We start from the raw sequence: 17,161 nt of genomic DNA, 5'->3' as shown, positions 1-17,161 counted from the left end.
TTTGAGTATCAAACCAGGTGTTTTGTTTTTTTAATGTATTTCGGAACCGGTTCCAATGAAAAAAAGGAGGTATTTATTATGGATTTTAAAAAGATTGCAGAAGAGACATTCGAAGCAATAGGTGGAAAAGAGAACATAACTGCCGCGGCTCATTGTTCAACACGTCTAAGACTAGTATTAAAAGATGAAGAAATTATTGATCAAAAAAAATTAGATGAACTAGAAGAAGTGAAAGGGACGTTTTCTACGGGTGGACAGTATCAAATAATATTTGGTGCGGGTATAGTAAATGAAGTATATAAAGAGCTTGCAAAGTTAGCTGGCATTTCAGAAATGTCAACTAAAGATGTAAAAGATGCTGGTACAAAGAAAATGAATATACTTCAACGTTTTGTGAAAATGCTTTCAGATATTTTTGTTCCAATTATCCCAGCCATTGTCGCTGGAGGCTTACTAATGGGGATTAACAATGTGTTGACGGCACAGAATTTAATTATTGAGGGTAAGTCATTGGTGGAAGCTAATCCTGCACTTGCAGATTTAGCTTCACTTATTAATACGTTCGCTAATGCAGCATTCGTATTCCTTCCAATATTAATTGGTTTTTCAGCAACGCAACGTTTTGGAGGAAATCCCTATCTAGGTGCGGTACTTGGGATGTTAATGGTTCATCCGGACTTACTAAATGGATACGGTTATGGTGCGGCATTAATAAAAAATGATATTCCGGTATGGAAGATTTTTGGTTTCGAGATTGAAAAGGTAGGGTATCAAGGTAGTATATTACCAGTTCTCGTTTCATCTTTTATTCTTGCTAAAATAGAAATAAACTTGCGAAGAGTAATTCCTTCAGCAATAGACAATCTATTAACTCCATTACTTACTATTTTTATTACAGGTATTATAACTTTCACGGTAGTTGGACCATTTACACGCACAGCAGGTAACTTATTAACGGATGGTTTAATATGGTTATACGATACAACTGGATTTATTGGTGGAGCCATAGTTGGCCTTATCTATGCACCAATAGTTATAACTGGAATGCATCACAGTTTTATTGCAGTAGAAACACAATTATTAGCTGATATTGGTAAAACAGGAGGATCATTCATATTTCCAATTGCAGCAATGTCTAATGTAGCACAGGGTGCAGCAACAATTGCCATTTTTCTTACCACAAGAGATAAAAAAGTTAAAAGTACTGCCTCGGCTAGTGGTATCTCAGCACTTTTAGGAATTACTGAGCCTGCAATGTTTGGAATTAATTTAAAATTAAGGTATCCATTTATAGGTGCAATAATTGGATCGTCTGCTGGTTCTTCATTTGTAACGTTATATAAAGTAAAAGCAGTTGCGCTCGGAGCAGCTGGTATCCCTGGTATTATTTCGATAAAACCTACAAGCATTATTCCGTATATTGTTGGAATGGTGATATCTTTTTCGATAGCATTTATTGTAACACTGGTACTAGCAAAAAGAGATGAAAGAATAACTGCTACTAAAATGTCATCCGAAAAAGCAATTTATTCGTAAGTGCTTCGAAAGAAGAGGGGGAATTTAAATTTTCCCCTCTATTAATTTAAAGGAGTGAAAAAAATGGAGTGGACAAAAGAACTACTTTACCGCCAGTTAGAAGAAGTTAGTAATGAAGAATTGGCTGTACTAAAATCTAAAGTAGATAATTGTCCATGGAGGCAATCTTTTCATATTCAACCAAACACAGGGCTTTTAAATGATCCGAATGGATTCTCGTATTTTAATGAGGAATACCATTTGTTTTATCAGTGGTTTCCACTTGGTGCTGTGCATGGATTAAAATATTGGTATCATGTTAAATCAAAGGACCTTGTACATTGGGAAAACGTTGGAATTGGAGTAAAGCCGAATAACTACTACGATAGTCATGGAGCATACTCAGGGTCTGCAATAGAACATAAGAATAATTTGTATTTATTATATACAGGAAATACACGTGATGAACATTGGGTAAGACATCCTTATCAATGCATTGCTATAATGGGTAAAAAGGGGGGGATTACAAAACTAGATACCCCTGTAATCTCTGACGTACCACATGGATACACAGATCATTTTCGTGATCCAAAAGTATGGAAGGTAGGAGAATTGTTTTATGCAATTATTGGAGCACAAAGAAGTAATAAAACTGGCTGTGTAGTTTTATATAGTTCACCAGATTTGTTTAAATGGACATTTGAAGGGGAAATTAGGACAAAAATGGATTCATTTGGATACATGTGGGAGTGCCCTGATTACTTCGAATTACAAAATCAAGGAGTACTCATTTTTTCACCTCAAGGTATAGAACCAGAAGGAGACAAGTATCAGAATATTTATCAGTCTGGATATGTGCTAGGTAAAAAATTAGATCTACTGCAAAAAGTTATGGAACATGGAGAATTTATAGAGCTTGATCGTGGCTTTGATTTTTATGCACCTCAAACTACAATTGATTCATCTGGACGTCGTATTTTAGTAGGTTGGATGGGTTTACCTGAAATTGTGTATCCTACAGATCAAAATGGATGGGCGCATTGTTTAACAATTCCACGAGAATTGTCAATTCAAAACGGGAAGTTAATTCAACGGCCAGTGAGAGAGCTTGAATCACTTCGTAAACAGGAAGCTAAAACAGTAAACATTATTAATAGCGAATCAAAGACGTTTAACAGCTTCGATGGAACATCATATGAGATGATTTGTGAATTTAAAAATATAGATGCATCTGAATTTGGGATTGAATTTAGGACAAGTAAAAAAGAAAAAACAATTTTGACCTATGATGTTATAGAGAAAAAGGTTATACTCGATCGTACTTTTTCTGGACAAACAATTGATTCTCCTTTTGGAACGATTAGGAAATGTAGTCAGGAATTAAAACAAGATAAAATTAAGATTCATATGTTTGTCGATGTTTCTTCAGTTGAGATTTTCATAAATGATGGTGAAGAAGTAATCACGAGCAGGATTTTCCCTAAAGAAGAAAGCACTGGAATTCGTTTCTTTGCATCACGTGGAAGTGTTAAACTTCAAGCAGTGAAATGGGATTATTAACTTTTTAAAATTTTAACATGTTAAATTTGATGCTGATAAAGTAGAGACTTTAAAAATGATGAGGTGGAAAAGTGGGACAATTATATTCAATCGGTGAAGTATTAATTGATTTTATTCCTTTACAGAAAGGTAGACCTTTAAAGGATGTTACTTCTTTTGAGCGTGCACCTGGTGGCGCACCTGCAAATGTCGCTGCAGCAGTAGCTAAGTACGGTGGCAGCGCGTCCATGATTACAAAAATAGGAGAAGATGCTTTTGGTGACTTTATATGTGATCAATTATCGGCCGTTGGCGTCAAGACAGATAAAGTTTTAAGAACAACTGATGCTAATACTGGCTTAGCTTTTGTTTCCCTTCAGGAAAACGGTGATCGTGACTTTTCATTTTACAGAAATCCTTCTGCCGATCTATTACTAACTGAGGAAGAAGTTAAAGATGAATGGTTTACAAAAAACGATATTCTTCATTTCTGTTCCGTTGATTTAGTTGAAAGTCCGATGAAGCAAGCTCATATAAAAGCAATAAAATCAATTATTTCAAAAGGTGGAATTGTTAGCTTCGATCCAAATGTACGTCTTCCTCTTTGGAAAAACCCCGAGGCATGTAAAAATACTATTTTAGATTTTATTCCTCTGAGTCATATTGTAAAGATTTCTGATGAAGAACTCGAATTCATAACTGATATTACAGATGTAGAAGAAGCAATTTCTACTTTATTTAGGGGTGAGGTAAAGGCTATTATTTATACAAAAGGTTCAAAGGGTGCGGAGCTTTACTTAAATGATAAAAACTTTGAATCAAAAGGATTCAAAGTTGAAGTACAAGATACAACTGGTGCAGGTGATGCTTTTATTGGGGGGATTTTATTCAAATTGCTTGAGAAGAAAGCAACTCAGGTTAATTTAGTGGAATTATTTGAGAAAAACTATCAAGAATTCCTTACATTTGCAAATGCCAGTGGAGCTCTTACAACAACAAGTAAAGGTGCAATTTCTTCCCTTCCAGATCGTGAAACAATTATTCAGTTAATAAATGGATAAAAAATTGTTTAATTAATGCAATTGCTGGTCTATTATTATGCTTATTAACTTTAATATTCACGGAATAATTTAGTTGTATATATGAAATTATTTCTTTTAATATTATAATTGTAATGTTTCAAATCAAATAAATTAAAAAGTCGATTTTCAAATTTATGAAAATCGACTTTTATTTTCCTATAGTTACGGATAAGGCATGGGAAAATGTAAGAAATCAACTTGTTGTTAGTAGGGTTAATAGCGGATTCCCATACATCGTTGTTCAAGAAGGTGATTATTTAAAAAATGGGGAGCTTTATTTGAAGCATTCCTATGAAAATATGGAATTAGATGTTGAGAAGGTAATGCCGTATATTCATCAGTTGTGGGGTAGAGGGGTACATTTGGAGAAGAACATTGAGAATAAGTCTGTGTTGTTTAGTTATGATGGGAAGAATATTCATCGGAAGTATATTTGATTCTTTAATACAAAAAAGGATATATAAGTGCGCTAAATGAATAAAAATCTTTAAGTCTCACTAATAAGATTAATCAAAAGACATCATTCGATTAGAATGGTGTTTTTTATTTTTTTGCTATATTAAAATCTTCAAACAATCTAATGAAATTTTCACTTAATAAAATTATGAAATTCATTCAAATTTATAATTACAAAGTGATATTAAATTCAAAGCAAGAATAAGATTTATTGGAAAGAGGTGAACTATATGTTATCTGTATGCTCGAAAATGATAGTTGCATATGATCATTCTGAATTAGGTAAAAAGGCACTAGAAACGGCAATGAGTATAGCAAAACAGGATAAAAGGATCGAATTGGTTGTTATTATGGTTATTGATATACCATATACCGTTTCTTACTATCGTGTGATGCGTAAGGCAGAACTCTTAGCAGCCAATGAAATACTTATTGAAATTGAGAAAAAGTTAAATTCACTGCCAAACAAGTCAAAAACATATGTATTGGAAGGAAACCCTGCTGAAACGATTGTGGATTTTGTTAAGCAAGAAGGCGGTGATCTTGTTGTGATGGGAAGTCGTGGCTTAAATACATTAAAGGAAATTTTTCTAGGCAGTGTCAGTCATTATGTATTGCAAAAAGCTACTTGCCCAGTATTAATTGTTAGATAATAGAGTGCTATTTTATTTATGTATGTATTTACAAAGATTTTGAAATTACTAGAAAGATCATTCTAATTGAAGCTGATAATTTTTACATATTAGGATTTTTAAACATTTTTGTACTAACTTTTCCCTCAAAAATTATTTCTATATAGGTCAATTTAATACCTATTAAAACTGTTCTTTAGAATTTAAGTATATTAAGAATCGAACTACTTTTACAAATCTAATGTAGTTTTAGTGAATACATCTAAATTATATGATCCTATTGGGACTATATCGAAGTGTTTAGATAATATATTTAGGAGGAAGAAAAGGATGTTAAATGTATGTTCAAGAATAGTAGTTCCATATGATAATTCTGAATTAAGCAAAAAAGCATTGGACAGGGCTATCACATTAGCAAAACAAAATAAAAGTATCGAATTGAATGTCATCACAGTATTTCATGTACCTGTTGATGTTACTAATTACGGTACGTTGAATATAGACGAGATACGCCAAACAGAATATGAGATAGCGAAAATAGCACTTAATGAAGTAAATAAAAAGCTGGAAGAACTTCCTAATCGTACAGAAACATTCGTTTTGGAAGGTATTCCTTCTTGTACGATTGTGGATTTTATTAATAGTAATAATGCTGACCTTGTTGTGATGGGTAGTCGTGGTCTAAGTAATTTAAAAGAGTTGTTTTTAGGCAGTGTCAGTCATTATGTAGTACAAAAGGTGAATTGCCCAGTATTTATCATTAAATAATAATCTTTTTAAATTTGATTAAACTTGATGTGCTTTTTTTCTATGTCTAAATTATAAAATAAGAAAACGCTCAGGAGGGCGAGAAGCAATGAAAAATAAAAATGTTGGAAGCTATGAAGTTGTTGTTTCTGATAATCCTGTTTCTAATTTTTTATTTAACAGTAGTAAATCTGCTTGGATTTGGTTAGTTATACGTATTTACTTAGGGTACGAATGGTTTTCAGCTGGATGGGATAAAATAAATTCAGATGTTTGGACTGGAGCAAAAGCTGGAGCTGTAGTAAAAGGCTTTACTCAAGGTGCTTTAGCTAAAGCTAATTCTAATGTTCCTCATCCAGATGTAACGGGTTGGTATGCAAGTTTTTTAAAGCACACAGTATTACCAAATGCAAAATTCTTTTCATATTTAATAGCTTATGGTGAGGTTCTTGTAGGTTTAGGACTAATTTTAGGTTTACTAACTGGAATTGCTGCTTTTTTTGGTAGTTTAATGAGTGTAAGCTATTTATTTGCTGGAACGCTTAGTACTAACCCCCTTTTGTTTATTCTAGCTACTTGGTTAGTATTAGGATGGAAAGTTGCGGGATGGTATGGATTAGATAGATGGACACTACCGTTTTTAGGAACACCATGGGAAAAAATGGATATAAAAGAAACAAAACAAGTTATTAATAAAGTGTAATTAATGAGATAACAGAAAAGGACTAAAACCACCTGTAATGAACTGCACCCTGATTGTTAGCTGTGTCTAACAATCGGGGTGCAGTTCATTTTTAGGTGGTTTTTATTTTTCCAATTTTAGGAATTTAAAGTGAAACAACGCCTATGTATTCACCAATCGGCGAGTTTTCTGTATAAATAAATAAGTTTTTCATCTGAAATATAAGAAAATCTTATAATTCACCGTTATTATCAAAATTTCTAATTATATTCGAAAATTCTGATAATGTATACTGATAATAGTAAATGGGGAAGGAGCTCGAATGAGGTCGAAATTTGATAGATTATCAGTTCAGTAAATTTCAGCTAGAACACATCGGAACCTGATTAAATTCTATCAAAATATTAAATTTTGTTTTCTGGAGGACTGGATAAATGGGAATCGAAAAAGCAATTTTTAATATGGAGCAGATGTCATTAACCTATCCAGGTATTTATGAAGGATATATCGTTTATACGAACCAAGATAATCCATGGGAAAGTGTTGGTTCGTAACGAAAGAGTTATAGCAATTAGTCATCTTACAAAAAAATTAAATAAATGGGGAGAACTGGGGAATGAAGAAAAAGCAAACTAAATTACTAGTTGGCGCGCTAACTACTAGTATCGTATTTTCACAATCACAAATGGTTAACGTATTTGCACAAAGCCCAACAAAATTAGATGAAGCTGTAGCAAAACTTAACACAACCACTAATAGTGACGCTAACACTAACGAAGAAAGCAAATTGAATCTAACTGCAGAACAACGTCAAGCTCTTGAGAATATTGATAAGTTCAATGCACAAGGACTTCAGTTATCTGACGACGTGAATTTAGATAGTTCAAAACCTGTGTCAGTTATCGTAGAGTTCAAAAGCAAACCGAAGAAAGTTGCTTTACTTGAAGCAGCAGCAAACGGACAATCTCTATCTTCTACAACAGCACAAAGTGATGTAGATTCAGATCATGCAACATTTGAAACTGATTTAGACAATGCATTCCAAACAAAGTCAGATGGAACGTACAGAGTCAATCGTACATTCAAAACTGGATTCAATGGTGTATCACTACAAGTTCCTGCAAACAAACTAAAAGAGTTAGTAAAATCAGGAGCAGTTAAAGCAATCTATAGTAACCAAACTATTCAATTAAATGATCCTAAAGTGCCTGATTCACAAATCGCTTCTGGAGCAGATACACAAACCGCTTCTACTGGAGTAGATACACATGGAATGGCAGCAGAACGTTCTTATCTTAAAATTGACCAATTACACAAAGAAGGTTTCACTGGTGCAGGAATTAAAGTAGGTATTCTTGATACAGGGATTGACTATAACCACCCAGACTTAAAAGACGCTTACAAAGGCGGTTATGATTTCGTTAACAATGATAATGACCCAATGGAAACAACTTATGCTGATTGGGTAAAAGCTGGCAAACCAAGTATCAATGGTGGTGGTGCTGAATCTTACTACACTGAACATGGTACCCACGTAGCTGGTACAATCGGAGGTCGTGGAAAAGCTGACAGTAACTATTCAACGACAGGTGTTGCTCCCGACGCGAGTATTTATTCATATCGTGTACTTGGTCCAGGTGGTTCAGGAACAACGGATGATATCATTGCTGGTATCGATAGAGCTATTACAGATGGAATGGATGTTATCAATCTATCATTAGGTGCACCTTACAATGATCCATTAAGCCCTGAAAGTATCGCACTTAACTATGCAGTACTAAGCGGTGTAACATCTATTGTTGCTGCAGGTAACTCTGGAGATGCAATGTACACTGTAGGAAATCCTGGGAATGCTGCTTTAGCATTATCAGTTGGTGCAAGTGATGTGCCAACAACGATCCCAACAATGAAAGGTAACGACGATACTGCGAGCTATGGAATGCAGTTATTAGCAAAAGGATTTGACGATGATTTAAATAGCTTAAAATCTAAATCATTCCCAATAGTAAACGTGAATTTAGGCCAATCTTGGGATTACTGGGGTGCAAATACTCGAGTAGATGGAAAAGTGGTATTAGTTCAACGTGGTTCAAATACAATTAATGATAAAATTTTACAAGCAAAACTACGTGGCGCTGCTGCAATACTTGTGTACAACAACGTTGATGGTGTAATGCCTTTCTATTTAGCAGAAGGTCAAGACTTCATCCCTTCATTTAACTTAACAATGGCAGATGGCACTGCATTAAAACAACAAATCGCAAGTGGTAAAACAACATTCACTTTTAGCGATTTAAGTTCAATTACAACAAAAGGTGATGAGTTAGCATCATTCAGTTCACGTGGACCATCTCGAGTAACTTATGATATTAAACCAGAAGTCACTGCACCAGGTGTAAGTGTGTTATCAACTGTTCCTGGATATGTTCATAGTCCAACTAATCCGACTGATTATACCCATGCATATGATCATATGTCAGGAACATCAATGGCAACTCCGTTTGTAGCAGGTGTTGCAGCATTATTAAAACAAGAGAACCACAATCTACAACCAGAAGATATCAAAGCTTTACTAATGAATACAGCTGATCCATTAAGTAACACTTACTCTGTTTACGAAGTTGGTGCAGGACGAGTTGACCCGTACCGAGCTTTACATTCTTCTGTAGAAATCAAAGTAAAAGATAAAACGCCAATCGTGATTAACGGAGAAACACAAGATATCAAAGAAACAACAAGTGCATTAAGTTTCGGTAATGTAGCATACACTGGCAAAGATTTAGTGAACACTCGTGCAATGACAATCGAGAACAATAGCCTTACACCAAAAACGTTTGATGTGAAAGTTACGTATCAAACAGATGTAAGAGGTTCAAAAGACGCAGTGAAAAACGGTGTATCAGTTTCCTTAGATCCTTCATTCAAAGTACCTGCATATGGCAAAGTGACTAAGAATGCAATTTTAACAATTCCGAAAGCTGCTGAAAAGGGTATCTATGAAGGTTATGTAACTTACACAAACCATAACGACTCAACTGAAACATATCGTGTTCCATTCGGAGTTCATTTCGTTGAAGAAGGAATTAAAGACTTTACTCTTTCTCGTAACTCACTCACGAATGACCGAAATCAATTAACGAGTCCGATTATGAGTCCATCTTTATCTGCAACAATGACACTGAATTCTCACATGAGATATGTAAAAGTAGTTCTTTCTGATGCAAAAACAGGTGAAGATTTAGGTATTGCAAATACGTTTGATGGAATGGGTTACCAAGAAGGTAAAACATATTTCTTCGTTCCGTTCTCAGGGTTTATCTATCCGTTTGCTGATAAAGAACACAAAACGATCAACAAAGTTGCAACATTACCAAGAGAAGGTCATTACAAACTAAAACTTGTTGGTGTAAATGATGATGGTCAAGAATTTGTGAATGCCCAAGATCTGTTCATTGATAATACTGCTCCTGATAAGTTTGAAATGAAAGTACAAGGGGAAAAAGAAGGAAGTCCTTTCGTTGAATACAAGAAAGGTACAACATCAATTCCTGTTACAGCTTCTATCCATGATCAAATGGTTGATCAAATGAGAGCAGCTGGTATCAACATTAATCAAGGTACAGTAGGTATCCCTTATGCTTGGAACAGTAATTCAATCAATGGAAAACTAACATTAGATGAAAACGGAAATGGGTCAGACAGCGTTGCGGTTCAGACAAACTCACCAGTTACACAAGTGCTATTTGTTGGTGGTGACCAAGGAACGAATGCAAATGCTCAAGAAATGTACTACCTTGTTGAAGATACTTATTCATATGTATATGGTATGCCACAAGGTCCGACTAGACATAAACAAATGATTACACATGTTTGAGATACAAGATCAACTACACTAACTGCTTATAATGTAACAAAAGTAAAATCAGCTGTTTATACTTTTTCTGCTAATTCGGTTGATACAAGCATTGAAAGCGTTAAATTAAATCCTGCAGCTGAGGCTTTAGGTGGAGTTTTAACAACAACAAATACTACTGCTAATACTGTTAATGGTCCAGTAGTTACAGTAAAAGCAACAGTTACGTTTGATGGTTCTAAAGAAGTAACAGGTGACATCCCAATGGTTGATGTAGCAGTTAAAATTCAAGATATTCAAAAACCTACTCTAGGTTCAAGTTTACTTCTTAATTCTACAAAAATCACAGACGTTAATGGTGGTGTAACTCAACCTTGGGGAACATTCCCTAGAATCGTGATTTTACCGAAGTTCGCTGCTTTAGGTGGTTATGTATATGCTCAAGGATTATTTAAGAATGGTCAGTTCGATAGTACTACAACTAAAGATTATACAACAGCAGGAATAAAAGCGTACGTTCAAGATAAAGATGGAAAAACGTATAATGGCACAATCGCTAAGAATGGTCAGTTCTATGTAAATGGTTTACCAATTACTCATGATGATATGTCAATTGTGTTTGATGTCCCTGGACACTTTACAACATACACTGATTTCCATGGAATGTACGGAAATTTAGATGGTGAAGAGTATGGTGTATCTGGTTACATTGGTTCAGATGTTTATACAGCTACAGCAGGAGACGTTAATAAAGATAATGTAATCGACATAATGGACGCACTGGCGATCCAAACGTATTGGGGAACAAATAAACGTAGTGCAGATATTAACGGCGACGGAACAGTTGACGTTAATGACTTTGCTTATGTGTACTACAACTACGGACTTGGTAACCCAACAAATCCAAATCCAAATCCAAAAGCTAAGAAAACGTACAAAGGTCAAACGTTAGAAAGCATTATTAAACAATTAGGTCTAGATAATTAATTTAATTGGTAACCTGGATAGCTTCTGCTGTTCAGGTTACTCCATTTTTTAATATTCAGGTTGTAGCACTATCTATAGCAGTTAAAAAGTATAAAGGTGTTAATTTAGAATCAGTTAAAAGTCAATTGAGATTACAAATTAGAAAGCTCTGGAAAAAAATTCAGAATTTGTCTTCACACTGTAAGTCTGTTCTCAATACTTGAGAACAGGCTTTTCATTATATTTAAAATAATTGTAAAAAAAATAATAAAGAAAATATAGTTTGTAGTATACTAATAACGTTGTTAGAAGGAGAAGATTATGAACATCGAAAAATTGGAATATCTAGTCGAAGTCGCCAAAACGGGATCCTTCTCGATTGCTTCACAAAATCTCTTTGTGAGTCAATCCGCTATTAGTCAATCGATTGATAGTATCGAAAAGAAATTAAATGTCAAATTGTTCGAGCGTTCCAGAGGTAGAGGCCATAGTGCCATACTTACGCATGATGGAGAAGAGCTTGTTTCGATTGCGATAGAGGTATTTAGTAAATATCAAGAACTAATTGAAAAAGCACAATTAATTAATAATAAAGTAAACGATAAATTGAAAATATCTACGACTCCAGGATTTTTTGCCGTACTTTTAAACCCAATATCAACTATTAGAAATGTTTATCCTAAAATTACTATCGAGATTTTTCAAAAGCCTGGTCAAGATATTATTGAAGATATTTTAGAAGATCGAAGTGATATCGGTGTTTTGCCATTTATTAAGCATTTACTAGAAGATGATGATCGCCTAGTTTACCATAATTTATTTGAAGCAAAAATGAAATTAATGGTAAATAAAAACTCTCCATTAGCGAAAAAATCATTTGTTACACCACAACAAATTATAAACGAAACACTAATTACTTATGATGGAGAATTCATTCATTGGTTTAAAAAACTTTTCTATAGGGAGTTTGGCAAAATGAATGAGTTATTTACCACTACGAATACTGATACATTAAAAAAAGCGATTGAAGAAAACTTAGGCGTATCATTTGTTCCAGCCTTCAACGGGGTAAATTACAATTTGAATGATGACATTATAATGTTGGATATTGTAGATTATGATGCTGTAAATCTTCAATATGTATGGATTATGTCTAGTAATAGGGATTGTTCAAGAATGATAAAAGACTATATATCGAGATTGAAGGAAGAACTAAATTCATAATGTAAAGTGGGTGATATGATTCATCCGCTTTTTTTGCATGAGACAAGGACGCCTGTGTTGGTAAGGGATAATGTATTTATTATTTATACGAAACTACTTTACTAAAGAACTCGTAATGCATGAAGAAATGTATCTATTCCAGCGACAAAGTAAGGAATTTAAAGTGACTGATAGGGTATGGAAAAATGTACGAGATCAACTTGTGGTTTCTTATACTTTAGTTCAAGAAGGAGATTATTTAGAGATTAACAGTTTAGAAGGAGAAAAATAAGAATGAATGAATGAATTAATCGTTTTTAGTGAACTTCATAAATATTTAAACGGTTTAGGTCCAATGAAATGTACAATGGCGGCAAAGAGTCTGTCGTTAGGGTATAAACCTATTACCTTTAGTGGCGCGTCTACTAAATTTGCGACTCTAAATGGAGAAAAAAAATACCATTGCTTAATTCTGCATGTAGATCCAGGAAATCCAGAATCTAGTAGAGGGAAGTCTATTCAAAAAGAAGTACAACAAATTTTAAATTTTGAAATTAAAGAAATGAGAAATTTCCTCCTTAAAAAGCATGAAATATATGTTCCATTTGAAGTCATAGATTCAAAAGAAAAGATGGAGCTATTAAAAGCTATTATAAAGAATGTATTTAAAATTTTTTTTAGATAGAAATTAAAATAACATGCTAATTGTTAAAAGATGATAGTATGTGAAAAAGGCGTTGCTCAAGAGCAATGCCTTTTTGTATATTCTCTTTTTTAAAATTAATCTTTTAAATAAGTAATTAAATTAAAATTATTTTTATTATATTAATATACTTTCTAACCCTCGGTCTAAATCATAAAATAGAGAACTAAAGACAGAATGTGTTCTCTTTCAAAAACATAGAAGGTGGTTATTTATTTATGCGTAAATTAAGAGTTTTCATTGCTTTCAATACGACTTATATCCTCTCCCCATTAAAAAGCATTGATTTTTGTTAAGGGAAATTTAAGGTACACAATCCAAAATGAGCTTATCAAAAGAAATTAGGAGGAGTAAAAAAATAGATAAAACAAGCTCTAATGCAAACGACTAATAGTAGAGTAAGTTTGGTGTATAAACGAAAGAAAAGTCCTGATTTTCTTAAAATGGTTACAAGATAGTAGAGGTTCTTAAGGATATGTGAAATTCCGAAAACGTATGTACCTCAATGAAGAATAATCGGGTATCTATTCAGATCAATCTCAATGTTGGAGAGGAGAAAAGAAAATTGAAAAAGTGGGTTATTATTTCAGTTATTGTTGTTGCTGTTGGAGGAGGAAGTGGTTGGTTCATATATAGTAAGAGTCAAGCAAATCAAGCCCAAAACGTGATGGCTACAGCACAAACAATTACGGCACAAAAAGGAAAGTTAGAAGTAGCTGTTACTGGATCGGGTTCGGTAACTGCAAATACTGACGAAGATGTTACTGCGGCAAATACAATTCTTGTTGTGGATAGTGTTAGTGCTTCATCTGGAGAATCAGTGGGTAAAGGTGATACACTTGTGACTTTTAAAAATGGTGATGTTGTTACGGCTCCAAAAGATGGAGAAATTACAAAGGTTTATGTAAGTAGCGGTAGCGGAGCATCGCAAGGAAAAGTACTAATTCGTATGGAAGATGAAGATGGAGTTACATTACCAATTACAAGAGAAGATAGTGGCAGTTCCTCAAATAATTCTAGTACGGGAAATACTGGAGGTAGTAGTTTAATAGCGGATACTGTAAATGTGAAGGAAGGTTCAGTTGTAAAAGCAGGTGCAACACTTGTGAAATTTACAGATGGTAGTATTTTACAAGCACCAGTTGCTGGTACGATTACTAGTCTTGCTGTTAATAGTGGAGATTCTGTACAAAGTTCTACGACAGTGGCGCATATAACAAATTACAGTTCTTTGGAAACAACAATCAGTGTTGATGAATTAGATATCACTAAGGTAAAAGTTGGACAATCAGTAAAAATAACAGCAAGTGCTTTTGAAGGTGAAACATTCGATGGGATTGTAACGAAAGTAGCAAATGAAGGTACATCGACAAATGGTGTTTCGACATTTGATGTAACTGTAAAAATTAAAAATCCAAAAGGTTTGAAAATTGGTATGTCAACGGAAGCAAGTATTTTAATACAAAGTAAAGCAGACGCGCTATTTGTTCCAGTAGAAGCAGTGTATAAAAATGGAAATGAAAAATATGTACTAGTTCCTTCATCTACGGATGATTCTGGACAATCTACAAAGAAAGTTACAGTAAAAACTGGTATTTCAAATGATACGAATGTAGAAATTACAAGTGGATTAAGTGAAGGAGAGTCTATTGAAATTCCGAGCGTTCAATCTAGAAGTAATTCTGGTGGATTTATGATGCAAGGTGGAGGATTCCAAGGTGGTGGCTTCTCTGGCGGTGGTTTCGGAGGAAGAAATTTTGAAAGAAATCAAAATGGTGGCGGACAAGGAGGTAAATGATGACTAACTTTGAGCCGATTATTCAAATTAAAAACATGACGAAAATGTATGAACTTGGCGGAGAAACGGTAATGGCTCTTCAGAGTGTATCTCTTGATATCCAAAAGGGTGATTTTATTTCAGTGATCGGTCCATCAGGTTCGGGGAAGTCAACATTTATGAACATGATCGGATGCTTAGACCGTCCAGATTCTGGGAGATATTTGATTGATAATGAAGATGTAGGGCAAATGAAGAGCTCACAACTAGCGACTATACGGAATGAAAAAATTGGATTTATTTTTCAAAATTTTAATCTTATACCAAAGTTAACTGCAGTAGAAAATGTAGAACTTCCTCTTATTTATAGAGGGATGAAGACGGCTGAAAGAAGAGAAATTGCTCTTTCGGCGTTAAAAAAAGTAGGATTAGTCGATCGAGCGAATCATTTACCTACACAATTATCAGGGGGGCAGCAGCAGCGTGTCGCAATCGCGCGTGCCCTTGCTGGAAGCCCTCCTATTTTACTAGCAGATGAACCGACTGGTGCTCTTGATAGTAAAACAAGTAAGGAAATTTTGGAGATTATGAATTTGTTAAATGAGCAAGGACATACGATTATTCTAATTACACATGATTTAGATGTTGCAAAACAGGCAAATCGTGTTGTACGAATACATGATGGCCAGCTATACGAGAATGGTGGTGAATGGTTTGCAGACACTGAGAATGGCGCTTAAGAGCATTAAAGGAAATAAAGTAAGAGCGTTCCTAACGATGCTAGGTATTATTATCGGTGTATCCTCCGTTATTGTGATGGTTGCGATTGGACAGGGATCAACGAAAGAAGTGCAAGATCAAATAGGAAGCTTAGGTACAAATGTATTAACAGTAAGTGTGACAGGCTCAGATGTAACATTTAAAGAAGATGATGCTAATCAACTTAAGGACGTTAGTGGTGTAGAAGCAATAGCTCCAACTGTTTCTGGAAGAGTAACTGTAAAAAACGGACAAACGAACGCACAAGTGTCAGTGACAGGAACAACTTCACCTTATTTAAAAGTTCGTGATTTGGAGCTGCAATCAGGGCGATTTATTGCAGATTTGGATAATGATAATCACTCAAAAATAGCAGTACTAGGTTCAAGCACAGCACGAACATTATTCGGTTTTGGAAATCCAGTTGGTCAATACGTTAAAGTAAATGGAACATCATTTAGAGTTGTTGGGGTACTTCAATCAGTTGGTAGTTCATTAGGTTCAAGTGGGGACAGTACGATTTTTGTTCCGCTTAGTACAGCTCAGCGCTTGGCATCTACTACTTCAATTGGATCTGTCTATGTAAAAGTAGAAAATGAAAATATGATTAATTTTACATTACGTAGAATTGAACAAAAGATGTTTACGATTATTGGAGATGAAGATAGCTATAGCGTTTCGAGTCCAGAGGATTTAATGGAAACTGCTTCATCCGTTAATAAAACGATGACATTAATGCTAGGCGGAAGTGCTGCAATCTCACTTATTGTTGGTGGTATTGGTATAATGAATATTATGCTTGTATCGGTTTCTGAACGTACAAAAGAAATCGGTATAAGAAAAGCAATTGGCGCAAAGCGCGGAAGTATTCTACTTCAATTTCTCATTGAATCAATGGTATTAAGTTCACTTGGTGGAATTATAGGCGTTGTAATAGGTGTAATAAGTGCCAAAATATTTACTATAATGACAGGAACAGCAATTGCATATTCTGTTCCGGTTATGTTGTTATCGTTTGTATTTTCTTTATTAGTTGGAATTGTATTTGGTGTTTTTCCAGCAAATAAGGCATCAAAGCTTGATCCTATTCAAGCGCTTAGATATGAATAAAAAGAATAAAGTGGTTGTCCCAAAAGTAAATCTTTTAAGGGGCACCTCTTTTTTGTTTAAAAAAGAAAATCCTTCTTTATGATTATATAAAAAAGATTTTATTAAGTTGATTATCTAATAAAATAGTATTTTAGGTT

The 17,161-nt window shown here is 34.3% G+C and carries 14 protein-coding genes and 2 pseudogenes; 15 read left to right on the top strand and 1 reads right to left on the bottom strand.

The window, feature by feature from the left end; all coding sequences use genetic code 11:
- Positions 1 to 78: 78 nt before the first annotated feature.
- The 8 genes and pseudogenes from BM319_RS23025 to BM319_RS22990 all read left to right on the top strand — a co-directional run bounded on the left by BM319_RS23025 (position 79) and on the right by BM319_RS22990 (position 10,527).
- Positions 79 to 1,536, top strand: coding sequence for a sucrose-specific PTS transporter subunit IIBC (locus tag BM319_RS23025; RefSeq protein WP_091024859.1), 1,458 nt, complete (start codon positions 79 to 81; stop codon positions 1,534 to 1,536).
- 63 nt (positions 1,537 to 1,599) lie between these two features.
- Entirely contained in the window at positions 1,600 to 3,075 is a 1,476-nt protein-coding gene (locus BM319_RS23020) for a glycoside hydrolase family 32 protein (protein WP_091024857.1), read from the top strand.
- Between the two features lie 71 nt (positions 3,076 to 3,146).
- Positions 3,147 to 4,115, top strand: coding sequence for a carbohydrate kinase family protein (locus BM319_RS23015; RefSeq protein ID WP_091024855.1), 969 nt, complete (start codon positions 3,147 to 3,149; stop codon positions 4,113 to 4,115).
- A gap of 182 nt (positions 4,116 to 4,297) precedes the next feature.
- Positions 4,298 to 4,573, top strand: a pseudogene (locus BM319_RS23010) (stage V sporulation protein R); the annotation flags it as partial.
- A 249-nt stretch (positions 4,574 to 4,822) separates the two neighbouring features.
- Positions 4,823 to 5,245, top strand: a complete 423-nt coding sequence (locus BM319_RS23005) for a universal stress protein (protein WP_069032882.1) — start codon at positions 4,823 to 4,825, stop codon at positions 5,243 to 5,245.
- Between the two features lie 309 nt (positions 5,246 to 5,554).
- On the top strand, positions 5,555 to 5,992 hold the full coding sequence (locus BM319_RS23000; protein ID WP_069032883.1) for a universal stress protein: 438 nt from the start codon (positions 5,555 to 5,557) through the stop codon (positions 5,990 to 5,992).
- A gap of 88 nt (positions 5,993 to 6,080) precedes the next feature.
- Positions 6,081 to 6,674 carry a DoxX family membrane protein gene (locus BM319_RS22995; protein ID WP_069032884.1) on the top strand — a complete coding sequence of 198 codons (594 nt, stop codon included), beginning with the start codon at positions 6,081 to 6,083 and terminating at the stop codon, positions 6,672 to 6,674.
- 595 nt (positions 6,675 to 7,269) lie between these two features.
- Positions 7,270 to 10,527, top strand: a complete 3,258-nt coding sequence (locus BM319_RS22990) for a S8 family serine peptidase (RefSeq protein ID WP_091024853.1) — start codon at positions 7,270 to 7,272, stop codon at positions 10,525 to 10,527.
- A gap of 56 nt (positions 10,528 to 10,583) precedes the next feature.
- Here the strand turns inward: BM319_RS22990 and BM319_RS22985 are convergent, their stop codons facing one another.
- On the bottom strand, positions 10,584 to 10,766 hold the full coding sequence (locus tag BM319_RS22985; RefSeq protein WP_091024851.1) for a hypothetical protein: 183 nt from the start codon (positions 10,764 to 10,766) through the stop codon (positions 10,584 to 10,586).
- A gap of 4 nt (positions 10,767 to 10,770) precedes the next feature.
- On the opposite strand from BM319_RS22985, the gene BM319_RS22980 reads away from it, so the two are divergent.
- From BM319_RS22980 to BM319_RS22950, 7 genes and pseudogenes are all read left to right on the top strand, one after another.
- Positions 10,771 to 11,493, top strand: coding sequence for a dockerin type I repeat-containing protein (locus tag BM319_RS22980; protein ID WP_091024849.1), 723 nt, complete (start codon positions 10,771 to 10,773; stop codon positions 11,491 to 11,493).
- Positions 11,494 to 11,793: 300 nt separating this feature from the next.
- On the top strand, positions 11,794 to 12,696 hold the full coding sequence (locus tag BM319_RS22975) for a LysR family transcriptional regulator (RefSeq protein ID WP_091024848.1): 903 nt from the start codon (positions 11,794 to 11,796) through the stop codon (positions 12,694 to 12,696).
- A gap of 82 nt (positions 12,697 to 12,778) precedes the next feature.
- Positions 12,779 to 12,952, top strand: a pseudogene (locus tag BM319_RS22970) (stage V sporulation protein R); the annotation flags it as partial.
- Positions 12,953 to 12,973: 21 nt separating this feature from the next.
- Positions 12,974 to 13,360: a hypothetical protein gene (locus tag BM319_RS22965; RefSeq protein ID WP_091024843.1), complete on the top strand. Its 387-nt coding sequence runs from the start codon at positions 12,974 to 12,976 to the stop codon at positions 13,358 to 13,360.
- A gap of 583 nt (positions 13,361 to 13,943) precedes the next feature.
- A complete protein-coding gene (locus tag BM319_RS22960; protein ID WP_091024840.1) occupies positions 13,944 to 15,176 on the top strand; it encodes an efflux RND transporter periplasmic adaptor subunit in 1,233 nt (410 codons plus the stop codon).
- On the top strand, positions 15,176 to 15,895 hold the full coding sequence (locus tag BM319_RS22955) for an ABC transporter ATP-binding protein (protein WP_069032889.1): 720 nt from the start codon (positions 15,176 to 15,178) through the stop codon (positions 15,893 to 15,895). Before BM319_RS22960 ends, BM319_RS22955 begins: the two co-directional genes overlap by 1 nt.
- Positions 15,870 to 17,024 carry an ABC transporter permease gene (locus BM319_RS22950; protein ID WP_483295421.1) on the top strand — a complete coding sequence of 385 codons (1,155 nt, stop codon included), beginning with the start codon at positions 15,870 to 15,872 and terminating at the stop codon, positions 17,022 to 17,024. The genes BM319_RS22955 and BM319_RS22950 overlap by 26 nt, the downstream gene beginning before the upstream one ends.
- The last annotated feature ends 137 nt before the right edge of the window (positions 17,025 to 17,161 follow it).

The sequence above is a fragment of the Bacillus sp. UNCCL81 genome, from assembly GCF_900112535.1.
GTDB lineage: Bacteria > Bacillota > Bacilli > Bacillales > Bacillaceae_G > Gottfriedia > Gottfriedia luciferensis_B.
This window is presented reverse-complemented; position numbering and strand designations above follow the sequence as displayed.